11 protein-coding genes are annotated in these 10,672 nt (G+C 57.3%); all 11 read left to right on the forward strand.

The window, feature by feature from the left end; genetic code table 11:
• The first annotated feature begins 49 nt into the window (after window positions 1-49).
• The 11 genes from atpE (at window position 50) to glmS (ending at window position 10,550) form a co-directional block, all read left to right on the forward strand.
• On the forward strand, window positions 50-289 hold the full coding sequence (gene atpE / locus AUK77_RS16430) for a F0F1 ATP synthase subunit C (protein ID WP_296131779.1): 240 nt from the start codon (window positions 50-52) through the stop codon (window positions 287-289).
• Between the two features lie 92 nt (window positions 290-381).
• Window positions 382-852, forward strand: a complete 471-nt coding sequence (locus AUK77_RS16435) for a F0F1 ATP synthase subunit B (RefSeq protein ID WP_296131782.1) — start codon at window positions 382-384, stop codon at window positions 850-852.
• Between the two features lie 12 nt (window positions 853-864).
• Window positions 865-1,401 carry a F0F1 ATP synthase subunit delta gene (locus AUK77_RS16440; RefSeq protein WP_296131784.1) on the forward strand — a complete coding sequence of 179 codons (537 nt, stop codon included), beginning with the start codon at window positions 865-867 and terminating at the stop codon, window positions 1,399-1,401.
• Window positions 1,402-1,416: 15 nt separating this feature from the next.
• Entirely contained in the window at window positions 1,417-2,961 is a 1,545-nt protein-coding gene (gene atpA, locus AUK77_RS16445) for a F0F1 ATP synthase subunit alpha (RefSeq protein WP_296131787.1), read from the forward strand.
• A 50-nt stretch (window positions 2,962-3,011) separates the two neighbouring features.
• Window positions 3,012-3,875: a F0F1 ATP synthase subunit gamma gene (gene atpG / locus AUK77_RS16450; RefSeq protein WP_296131790.1), complete on the forward strand. Its 864-nt coding sequence runs from the start codon at window positions 3,012-3,014 to the stop codon at window positions 3,873-3,875.
• A 29-nt stretch (window positions 3,876-3,904) separates the two neighbouring features.
• Window positions 3,905-5,281 carry a F0F1 ATP synthase subunit beta gene (atpD, locus tag AUK77_RS16455; RefSeq protein WP_296131792.1) on the forward strand — a complete coding sequence of 459 codons (1,377 nt, stop codon included), beginning with the start codon at window positions 3,905-3,907 and terminating at the stop codon, window positions 5,279-5,281.
• Window positions 5,282-5,320: 39 nt separating this feature from the next.
• Window positions 5,321-5,746: a F0F1 ATP synthase subunit epsilon gene (locus AUK77_RS16460; RefSeq protein WP_296131794.1), complete on the forward strand. Its 426-nt coding sequence runs from the start codon at window positions 5,321-5,323 to the stop codon at window positions 5,744-5,746.
• A 201-nt stretch (window positions 5,747-5,947) separates the two neighbouring features.
• Window positions 5,948-7,309, forward strand: a complete 1,362-nt coding sequence (glmU, locus tag AUK77_RS16465; RefSeq protein WP_296131797.1) for a bifunctional UDP-N-acetylglucosamine diphosphorylase/glucosamine-1-phosphate N-acetyltransferase GlmU — start codon at window positions 5,948-5,950, stop codon at window positions 7,307-7,309.
• Between the two features lie 14 nt (window positions 7,310-7,323).
• Window positions 7,324-7,833: a M23 family metallopeptidase gene (locus tag AUK77_RS16470; RefSeq protein ID WP_296131799.1), complete on the forward strand. Its 510-nt coding sequence runs from the start codon at window positions 7,324-7,326 to the stop codon at window positions 7,831-7,833.
• A gap of 88 nt (window positions 7,834-7,921) precedes the next feature.
• On the forward strand, window positions 7,922-8,689 hold the full coding sequence (locus tag AUK77_RS16475) for a DeoR family transcriptional regulator (protein WP_296131802.1): 768 nt from the start codon (window positions 7,922-7,924) through the stop codon (window positions 8,687-8,689).
• Window positions 8,690-8,699: 10 nt separating this feature from the next.
• Window positions 8,700-10,550 carry a glutamine--fructose-6-phosphate transaminase (isomerizing) gene (gene glmS, locus AUK77_RS16480; RefSeq protein ID WP_296131803.1) on the forward strand — a complete coding sequence of 617 codons (1,851 nt, stop codon included), beginning with the start codon at window positions 8,700-8,702 and terminating at the stop codon, window positions 10,548-10,550.
• Window positions 10,551-10,672: the final 122 nt, after the last annotated feature.

The raw sequence follows: 10,672 nt of genomic DNA on the forward strand, positions 1-10,672 counted from the left end.
GTAACCCATTAACAAAAACCTTAACTTCTGAAACTCTGGAGCTTTATTTATGGAACTCGTCTATATCGCTGCTGCCCTCATGATCGGTCTGGGCGCCCTGGGCACTGGTATCGGTTTCGCCCTGCTGGGTGGCAAGCTGCTGGAATCCACTGCTCGTCAACCTGAGCTGGCTCCAATGCTGCAAACCAAGACCTTCCTGATGGCCGGTCTGCTCGACGCCGTTCCGATGATCGGTGTTGGTATCGCGATGTACCTGATCTTCGTTGTTGCTCCGGCTGCTGGTGCTTAATCGCTTTCCAGATTGATGCGGGGTTCGCCTAGGCGAATCCCCATAGCTGCGAAACTGATCCGCACATACGAGATAGCACGAGGTAAATCGCTGTGAACATAAATCTGACCCTGATCGGTCAAACGATTTCCTTCGCTATTTTCGTCTGGTTTTGCATGAAGTTCGTATGGCCGCCGCTGACCAGCGCCATGCAAGAACGCCAGAAGAAAATTGCAGAAGGTCTGGATGCAGCAGGGCGCGCTGAGCGTGATCTGCAACTTGCCCAGGAACGCGCTGCTCAATTACTGCGTGAAAGTAAAGAGCAGGCCAGCGCAATCATCGACCGTGCGAATAAAACCGCAAATTCGATCGTTGAAGAAGCCAAGACCCAAGCTCGCACCGAAGGTGAGAAGCTGATTGCGGGTGCTAAAGCCGAAATTGATCTGGAAGTGAATCGTGCCAAGGATCAACTGCGTGCCCAGGTAGCAGTACTGGCCGTTGTGGGTGCCGAGAAGATTCTCGAATCTTCGATTGATGGTGCCGCTCACAATGAATTGGTCGCAAAACTGGCCTCCCAACTCTAAGCGAGGCAAGCGATGATCAATACCATTACGCTTGGTCGGCCTTACGCCAAAGCCGCTTTTGAGTACGCCAGCACTGCCGGCCAGGCCGATGCCTGGTTGGCGATGTTGTGTTTCTCCGCTGCCGCCGTGCAGACACCGGAAGTAGCGCAACAATTGGCTAATCCAGCGTTGACCAGCGAGCAGAAAGTCAAAGTCCTCGCCCAGGTGTGCAGTGGCCATGTTGATGACGCGTTCATCAGCTTCCTCTCCACCCTGAGCAGCAATGATCGTCTGTCGCTGCTTCCGGTCGTGCTTGAGCAATTCACCGTATTGAAAGCTGAAGCTGAAAGCACCCTCGACGTTGAGGTGCAAACAGCCTTTGAGCTCAGCGCGGAACAACTACAAACCCTGGCTGCCGCGCTTTCCAAGCGGCTTGCTCGGACTGTCCAACCCAAGCCGGTTGTCAATGCTGCCCTTATTGGCGGTTTGTTGATCCGCGCAGGTGACCTGGTCATCGACAGTTCGGTACGCGGCAAATTGAACAAGCTGGCCGAAGCGTTGAAATCCTGATTTGAGGGAACTGGCATGCAGCAACTGAATCCTTCCGAAATTAGCGAAATCATCAAGCAGCGCATTGGCGCGCTGGATGTGACCGCTCAAGCCCGTAATGAAGGCACCATCGTTAGCATTTCTGACGGTATCGTGCGCATTTACGGCCTCGCCGACGTGATGTACGGCGAGATGATTGAATTCCCTGGTGGCGTTTTCGGTATGGCCCTGAACCTGGAGCAAGACTCCGTAGGTGCAGTGGTACTGGGCGCGTACACCACGCTCGCCGAAGGCATGAGCGCCAAGTGCACCGGTCGCATCCTCGAAGTTCCGGTTGGTCCGGAACTGCTGGGTCGTGTGGTTGATGCTCTGGGTAACCCGATTGATGGCAAAGGCCCGATCAACGCACAAGCAACTGACGCAGTCGAGAAAGTTGCTCCAGGCGTGATCTGGCGTAAGTCGGTCGACCAGCCGGTGCAAACCGGTTACAAGTCGGTCGATGCCATGATCCCGGTTGGCCGTGGCCAGCGCGAGCTGATCATCGGTGACCGTCAGATCGGTAAAACCGCTCTGGCCATCGACGCCATCATCAACCAGAAAAACAGCGGCATTAAGTGCGTTTACGTAGCCATCGGTCAGAAGCAATCGACCATCGCCAACGTGGTACGCAAGCTGGAAGAAAACGGCGCGCTGGCTAACACCATCGTGGTCGCGGCTTCCGCTTCCGAATCCGCTGCACTGCAGTTCATCGCACCGTACGCCGGTTGCACCATGGGCGAATACTTCCGCGACCGCGGTGAAGACGCGCTGATCGTTTATGACGATCTGTCCAAGCAAGCAGTGGCTTACCGCCAGATCTCTCTGCTGCTGCGCCGTCCGCCAGGCCGTGAAGCTTACCCAGGCGACGTGTTCTATCTCCACAGCCGTCTGCTGGAGCGCGCATCGCGCGTATCCGAAGAGTATGTTGAGAAGTTCACCAACGGCGCTGTTAAAGGTAAAACCGGTTCCCTGACCGCTCTGCCGATCATCGAAACTCAAGGTGGCGACGTTTCCGCGTTCGTTCCGACCAACGTGATTTCCATCACCGACGGTCAGATCTTCCTGGAATCGTCCATGTTCAACTCGGGCATCCGTCCTGCAGTGAACGCCGGTATTTCGGTATCCCGCGTAGGTGGTGCTGCTCAGACCAAGATCATCAAGAAGCTTTCCGGTGGTATCCGTACCGCTCTGGCTCAGTACCGTGAACTGGCAGCATTCGCCCAGTTCGCTTCTGACCTAGACGAAGCCACCCGTAAGCAGCTTGAACACGGTCAGCGCGTTACCGAGCTGATGAAGCAGAAGCAATATGCGCCGATGTCCATTGCCGACATGTCCGTGTCCCTGTATGCCGCCGAGCGTGGCTTCCTGCAGGACGTGGAAGTGAAGAAAGTGGGTGCCTTTGAAGCAGCGGTGCTTGCCTACTTCAACCGTGATCACGCCGATCTGATGGCGAAGATCAACGAGAAGGGTGACTTCAACGACGAGATCGATTCGGGCCTCAAAGCCGGTATCGAGAAGTTCAAAGCCACCCAAACCTGGTAACCGCAGCGGGGGCTTAGACGCCCCCGCCTGCTTGAACCAAAAGGTGTGAAATGGCAGGCGCAAAAGAGATTCGCAGTAAGATCGCGAGCATCAAAAGCACGCAGAAGATCACCAGCGCCATGGAAAAAGTGGCGGTCAGCAAGATGCGCAGAGCTCAGGCGCGCATGGCTTCTGGTCGTCCCTATGCCGAGCGTATCCGTCAGGTAATTGGCCATTTGGCCAATGCCAACCCGGAATACCGCCACCCATTTATGGTGGAGCGCGCTGTTAAGCGTGTCGGCTATATCCTGGTATCGAGTGACCGTGGTCTGTGTGGTGGCTTGAACACCAACCTGTTCAAGGCACTGCTGAAAAATATGGCCGAATGGCGTGAAGCCAAGGTCGAAGTGGACTTCTGTGTTGTGGGCGGTAAGGGCGCAAGCTTCTTCCGCAGCTACGGCGGTAATGTGGTTGCAGCGATCAGCAAGCTGGGTGAAGAGCCTTCACTCAACGACCTGATTGGCAGTGTCAAAGTGATGCTTGACGCGTATAGCGATGGCCGAATTGATCGCCTGTTTCTGGTGTCGAACAAGTTCGTCAACACCATGACGCAGAAACCAGAAGTGCAGCAATTGCTGCCGCTGGCCGCGACCGAAGAAGAAGGCGTGCAAAAAGGGCTGTGGGATTACCTCTACGAGCCTGATGCACAGTCGCTGCTCGATAGCCTGATGATTCGTTTCGTTGAATCGCAGGTGTATCAGGCCGTGTTGGAAAACAACGCGTGCGAACAAGCAGCCCGGATGATCGCCATGAAGAACGCCACCGATAACGCCGGTGACCTGATCAGTGGTTTGCAACTGGTCTATAACAAGGCACGTCAGGCAGCGATCACCCAGGAAATTTCGGAAATCGTCGGCGGCGCTGCCGCGGTTTAAGAACGGTTCAAATATTCGAGGAACCAAAGATGAGTAGCGGACGTATCGTTCAAATCATCGGCGCCGTTATCGACGTGGAATTCCCGCGTGATCAAGTGCCGAATATTTATGAAGCGCTGAAAGTAGTTGGCGCTGAAACCACCCTTGAAGTTCAGCAGCAGCTGGGCGACGGCGTGGTGCGTACCATTGCGATGGGTTCGACCGAAGGCCTCAAGCGTGGCCTGAACGTCGACAGCACTGGCGCAGGCATCCAGGTACCGGTTGGGGTGAAAACCCTTGGCCGTATCATGGACGTACTGGGCAACCCAATCGATGAAGCCGGCCCGATTGGCGAAGAAGAGCGTTGGGGCATTCACCGCCCAGCACCTTCCTACGCTGAGCAGTCGAGCTCCAACGAACTGCTGGAAACTGGCATTAAGGTTATCGACCTGGTTTGCCCGTTCGCCAAGGGTGGTAAAGTCGGTCTGTTCGGTGGTGCCGGTGTAGGCAAAACCGTAAACATGATGGAACTGATCCGTAACATCGCCATCGAGCACAGCGGTTATTCCGTGTTCGCCGGTGTGGGTGAGCGTACTCGTGAGGGTAACGACTTCTACCACGAGATGAAGGATTCCAACGTTCTCGACAAGGTAGCCCTGGTTTACGGTCAGATGAACGAGCCACCAGGCAACCGCCTGCGCGTAGCCCTGACTGGCCTGACCATGGCCGAGAAGTTCCGTGACGAAGGCCGTGACGTTCTGTTGTTCGTGGACAACATCTACCGTTACACCCTCGCTGGTACCGAAGTATCCGCACTGCTCGGCCGTATGCCGTCGGCAGTAGGTTATCAGCCGACCCTGGCCGAAGAGATGGGTGTTCTGCAAGAGCGCATCACTTCCACCAAGACTGGTTCGATTACTTCGATCCAAGCCGTATACGTACCTGCGGACGACTTGACCGACCCAAGCCCGGCGACCACCTTCGCCCACTTGGACGCCACTGTCGTACTGTCCCGTGACATCGCTTCCCTGGGTATCTACCCAGCTGTTGACCCGCTGGACTCCACCAGCCGTCAGCTGGATCCGCTGGTTATCGGCCAGGAGCACTACGACACCGCTCGCGGCGTTCAGTATGTGCTGCAGCGTTACAAAGAACTGAAGGACATCATCGCGATCCTCGGTATGGACGAGCTGTCTGAAGAAGACAAGCTGCTGGTTGCCCGTGCTCGTAAGATCCAGCGCTTCCTGTCCCAGCCGTTCTTCGTGGCAGAAGTATTCACCGGCTCGCCGGGCAAGTACGTCTCCCTGAAGGACACCATCGCTGGTTTCAGCGGCATTCTTAACGGCGACTATGACCACCTGCCAGAGCAGGCGTTCTACATGGTCGGCGGTATCGAAGAAGCCGTCGAAAAAGCCAAGAAGCTGTAATCGGTGCGCCCGGCAACGGGCGCTCACGTGAGGTTAGATATGGCCATGACAGTCCATTGCGACATCGTCAGCGCGGAAGGAGAGATCTTTTCCGGGTTGGTGGAAATGGTGATCGCACACGGCAACTTGGGCGACCTGGGTATTACTCCAGGCCACGCGCCTCTGTTGACCGATCTCAAGCCAGGCCCGATCCGCTTGATCAAGCAGGGTGGCCAGGCCGAGGTCTACTACATCTCCGGTGGCTTCCTGGAAGTTCAGCCGAATGTGGTTAAAGTGCTTGCCGATACCGTGCAGCGTGCTGCCGATATCGACGAAGCTGCTGCTCAGGAAGCCCTCAAGGCGGCTGAGCGCGCACTGCACGAGAAGGGCGCGGAGTTCGATTATGGTTCCGCTGCCGCTCACCTGGCCGAGGTTGCAGCTCAGCTGCGTACCGTCCAGCAGCTGCGTAAGAAGTTCGGCGGTTAAGCCACCGGCTTCAATGTGTTTAGGTAAAAGGGTAGCCTTGGCTACCCTTTTTCTTGGGCGCTGGTTTTGTAGTGCGTGCGGCCGTCGAGGCCCACTTATCCACAGAACCTGTTATCACTTCTTTTAATTATTCAGCCGCGCGGTTATCCAGAGGTGGGCATGAAGCCCCAAGGCCCGCGATTCGGTTAAGGATTTTTGCCCATGTCGCTCGATATCGTCATTCTCGCCGCCGGCCAAGGTACTCGCATGCGCTCGGCACTGCCCAAGGTGCTGCACCCGGTTGCCGGTAAAGCCATGCTTGGTCATGTGATCGACACCGCACGCCTGCTTAAACCGCAAGGCATTCATGTGGTAATCGGCCATGGCGCGGAACTGGTGCGCGAGCGACTGGCTGCGGATGACCTGAATTTCGTGCTGCAGAGCGAGCAGCTCGGCACCGGTCATGCTGTGGCTCAAGCATTGCCAGCGTTGACGGCTGAACGTGTGCTGATTCTGTACGGTGATGTGCCGCTGATTGAAGTGGAAACCCTGCAACGCCTGCTGCAACAGGTCAGCGAGCAGCAGCTTGGATTGTTAACGGTGAATCTGAATGATCCTACCGGTTACGGCCGCATCGTTCGTGATGGCAGTGGCGTGGTTAAGGCTATCGTCGAGCATAAGGACGCCAGCAGCGAGCAGCGCCTGATCCGCGAAGGCAACACCGGCATTCTCGCCGTACCGGGCAAAAAACTCGGCGACTGGCTCGGGCGGCTGTCCAACAGTAATGCGCAGGGCGAGTACTACCTGACGGACGTGATCGCCATGGCCGTGGCCGATGGCCTAGTGGTCGCCACCGAGCAGGCGGCTGACGAGATGGAAGTGCTGGGCGCCAACGACCGCATCCAGCTTTCGCAGCTAGAGCGCCACTATCAGTACCGCGCCGCTCGCCGGTTGATGCTGCAGGGCGTGACCCTGATCGACCCGACGCGTTTTGACCTGCGCGGCGAAGTGACAGTAGGCCGTGATGTGTCGATCGATATCAACGTGATCCTTGAAGGCCAGGTGGTTATCGAAGATGGCGTGCAGATCGGGCCGAACTGCGTGATCAAGAACTCGACCCTGCGCAAAGGAGCCATCGTCAAAGCCAACAGCCATCTGGAAGGGGCCGATATGGGCGAGGGCGCTGATTGCGGACCGTTCGCCCGTCTGCGTCCTGGTTCGGTGTTGGGTGCCAAGGCCCATGTGGGTAACTTTGTTGAACTGAAGAATGCCAAGTTGGGCGAGGGTGCAAAGGCCGGCCACCTCAGCTACCTGGGCGATGCCGAGATCGGTGCGCGCAGCAACATTGGTGCGGGCACCATCACCTGCAATTACGACGGTGCTAATAAGTTTAAAACAGTGTTGGGCGAGGACGTATTCATCGGCTCCAACAGCGCCTTGGTTGCTCCAGTGACCTTGGGTGATCGCGCCACCACCGGTGCGGGCTCGGTAATTACCGGCGATGTACCCGCCAACACCCTGGCTGTTGGCCGCGCCAAGCAGCGCAATATTGAAGGCTGGAAGCGCCCGACCAAGAAAACCTGATGGGGTTAGCAAGGATGCTATTACGTAAACGTTGGATAGCACCGGTGCTGTTTCTCGTCTGGGCCTTGTTGCCGGAATGGCTGCAGATTCCGGTGCAGGGAGCCAGTGCCCGCGACTGGAATCCGCGCACCTTCTGGTTTGAACCCTGGGGTCGCTCTGGGGTGCACAAAGGTATCGATATATTCGCCAAACATGGCACGCCGGTGCTCTCCGGCAGCTATGGCGTGGTGCTGTTTCGCGGCGAGATCGCGCAGGGCGGCAAGGTGGTGGTCGCCCTGGGGCCGAAATGGCGCATTCATTATTACGCCCACTTGCAAAACATCGACGCCTACCCAGGCCAACCGCTGCTGGCGGGCAGTGTGCTGGGAACGGTTGGCGATACGGGTAACGCACAAGGCAAACCGGCGCACTTGCATTACTCGATTGTCAGCCTGCTGCCGTTGCCTTGGCGGGCGGACGAGTCGACTCAAGGCTGGAAGAAGATGTTTTATCTTGACCCCAACCAGCTTTTGCAAACGCGCTGAAATGAGCGCTCCTACGTCTATTGCTGCTTGACGTAAAAGCTTCGTTAGGTTTTGATTCGCACCATTATCTTTCGAATCGAAACTTAGTATGTCGAAACGCAACACGCCGCAACGTCGTCACACCATTCTTGCCCTGCTTGCCGAGCAAGGCGAGGTGAGTGTGGACGAATTGTCGAAGGTGTTCGCTACCTCTGAAGTGACCATTCGCAAAGACCTCGCTGCTCTAGAAAAGAGCGGCCTGCTGCTACGTCGCTACGGCGGTGCGGTGCCTATGCCGCACGAACTGATCAGCGACAGCCAACCCGTTTCGCAGTACAAGCAGGCCATCGCCCGCGCCGGTGTGGCGTGCATTCGTGAACATGCACGGATCATCATCGACAGCGGCACCACCACCGCCGCGATGATCCCGCAACTCGGGCACAAGCCCGGTCTGGTGGTGATGACCAACTCCATCAACGTCGCCCGTGCCATTGGCGAGTTGGAGCATGAGCCAGTACTGCTGATGACTGGCGGCACCTGGGACCCGCATTCCGAGTCATTTCAGGGCCAAGTCGCTGAGCAGGTGCTGCGCTCTTACGATTTCGACCAGCTGTTTATTGGCGCTGATGGCATCGATCTCGCGCGCGGTACCACCACCTTCAATGAATTGCTTGGGCTCAGCCGGGTTATGGCTGAGGTGGCGCGCGAAGTGGTGGTGATGGTCGAGAGTGACAAGATCGGCCGCAAGATTCCTAACCTGGAGCTGCCCTGGAGCAGCATCCACACCCTGATAACCGACGAGCGCCTCAGCCCCGAGGCCCGTGAACAATTGACCGCACGCGGGATCAAGCTGATCTGCGCCACTGTGGACGCTTAAGGAGAAGAGTATGTGTGGCATCGTAGGTGCAATCGCTGAACGCAACATCACCGCTGTGTTGGTTGAAGGCCTCAAACGCCTGGAATACCGCGGCTATGACAGTGCAGGTGTGGCCCTGTTGACTGACCAAGGCAAGCTGGATCGCCGCCGCCGCGTGGGTAAGGTGAGTGAACTGGAACAGGCGCTGAGCGCCGAACCGCTGGCCGGTCGCCTGGGTATTGCCCACACCCGTTGGGCCACCCATGGCGCGCCAAGCGAGCGCAATGCCCACCCGCATTTCTCCGGTCACGACCTGGCCGTGGTGCACAACGGCATTATCGAAAACCACGAAGAACTCCGTGCTGAACTCAAGGGCCTGGGCTATGTGTTCAGTTCCGACACCGACACCGAAGTCATCGTGCATTTGCTCGATCACATCCTCAAAACAGAAGACGATTTGAAGGTGGCACTGAAATCGGCGGTCAAACAACTGCACGGTGCTTACGGCCTGGCCGTGATCAGCGCCAAACAGCCAGATCGCCTGCTTGCTGCGCGTAGCGGTAGTCCGCTGGTGATTGGCTTGGGCTTGGGTGAGAACTTCCTGGCGTCCGACCAGTTGGCCCTGCGCCAAGTCACCGACCGTTTTATGTACCTGGAAGAAGGCGATATCGCGCAAATCCAGCGCGACAGCGTGCAGATCTGGGATGTCACGGGCCAGCCCGTGGTGCGTGAAAGCGTGCAATACCACGAAGGTGCCGAGGCCGCCGACAAGGGCGAGTACCGTCACTTTATGCTCAAGGAAATTTTTGAGCAGCCCAAGGTCGTGCAGCGCGCCCTGGAAGGCCGTCTGGGCAGCCATCAAGTGTTGGTTCAGGCTTTTGGTCCGCAGGCTGCTGAGTTGTTTGCCAAGGTGCGTAACGTGCAGATCGTCGCCTGTGGTACCAGCTACCACGCCGGTATGGTGGCCCGTTATTGGTTGGAAGGGCTGGCGAGTATCCCCTGCCAGATCGAAGTGGCCAGTGAGTTCCGCTACCGCAAGGTGGTGGTGCAGCCAGACACCTTGTTTGTCAGCATTTCCCAATCGGGCGAAACCGCCGACACCTTGGCTGCCCTGCGTAACGCCAAGGACAATGCACCGGAGAAGGGCGGCTACCTTGCCAGCCTGGCCATCTGCAACGTCGGCATCAGCTCGTTGGTGCGTGAGTCCGACCTGACCCTGCTGACCCAAGCCGGCCCGGAAATCGGTGTGGCCTCGACCAAAGCCTTTACCACTCAACTGGTGGCGTTGATGCTGTTGACCCTGTCGCTGGGTCAAGTGCGTGGCACGCTGGATGAAGGTCTGGAAGCCGAGTTGGTCGAGGAACTGCGCCGTTTGCCAACGCGTTTGGGCGAAGCCCTGTCCCTGGCGAGCGTGGTGGAGAAAGTCTCCGAACTGTTTGCTGACAAGCACCACAGCCTGTTCCTCGGCCGCGGCGCGCAGTATCCGGTGGCGATGGAAGGTGCGCTCAAGCTTAAGGAAATCTCCTACATACACGCCGAAGCCTATCCGGCCGGTGAGCTGAAGCACGGTCCTTTGGCGCTGGTGGACAGCGACATGCCGGTGGTGACTGTTGCGCCGAACAACGAACTACTGGAAAAGCTCAAATCCAACCTGCAGGAAGTGCGTGCTCGTGGCGGCGAGTTGGTGGTGTTTGCCGACGAGCAAGCCGGCATGCGCAATGGCGAGGGCACCCACGTGGTGAACATGCCGCACATCCACGATGCCCTGGCCCCGATCCTGTACACCATTCCGCTGCAACTGCTGTCGTACTACGTGGCCGTGCTCAAAGGCACGGACGTCGACCAGCCGCGCAATTTGGCAAAATCGGTCACAGTGGAATAAGCCAAAGTGAAACGGGCTGATATCTGTGGGATGCAAATAAAGTTTCATCCGTACAAATAAAGTATCATCCTTACAAATAAAGTTTCATCCTAAGCCTGTATCCGCTATGTTGAGGTCATCGA

Source organism: Pseudomonas sp. Ga0074129, assembly GCA_001465025.1.
Lineage (GTDB): Bacteria > Pseudomonadota > Gammaproteobacteria > Pseudomonadales > Pseudomonadaceae > Aquipseudomonas.

Excerpts from the sequence above, each read along its gene's own strand:
- atpA (WP_296131787.1), top strand. The coding sequence starts at position 1,417 with ATGCAGCAACTGAATCCTTCCGAAATTAGCGAAATCATCAAGCAGCGC.
- glmU (WP_296131797.1), top strand. The coding sequence starts at position 5,948 with ATGTCGCTCGATATCGTCATTCTCGCCGCCGGCCAAGGTACTCGCATG.
- AUK77_RS16440 (WP_296131784.1), top strand. The coding sequence starts at position 865 with ATGATCAATACCATTACGCTTGGTCGGCCTTACGCCAAAGCCGCTTTT.
- AUK77_RS16470 (WP_296131799.1), top strand. The coding sequence starts at position 7,324 with ATGCTATTACGTAAACGTTGGATAGCACCGGTGCTGTTTCTCGTCTGG.
- AUK77_RS16475 (WP_296131802.1), top strand. The coding sequence starts at position 7,922 with ATGTCGAAACGCAACACGCCGCAACGTCGTCACACCATTCTTGCCCTG.
- atpD (WP_296131792.1), top strand. The coding sequence starts at position 3,905 with ATGAGTAGCGGACGTATCGTTCAAATCATCGGCGCCGTTATCGACGTG.
- atpG (WP_296131790.1), top strand. The coding sequence starts at position 3,012 with ATGGCAGGCGCAAAAGAGATTCGCAGTAAGATCGCGAGCATCAAAAGC.
- AUK77_RS16460 (WP_296131794.1), top strand. The coding sequence starts at position 5,321 with ATGGCCATGACAGTCCATTGCGACATCGTCAGCGCGGAAGGAGAGATC.
- atpE (WP_296131779.1), top strand. The coding sequence starts at position 50 with ATGGAACTCGTCTATATCGCTGCTGCCCTCATGATCGGTCTGGGCGCC.
- glmS (WP_296131803.1), top strand. The coding sequence starts at position 8,700 with ATGTGTGGCATCGTAGGTGCAATCGCTGAACGCAACATCACCGCTGTG.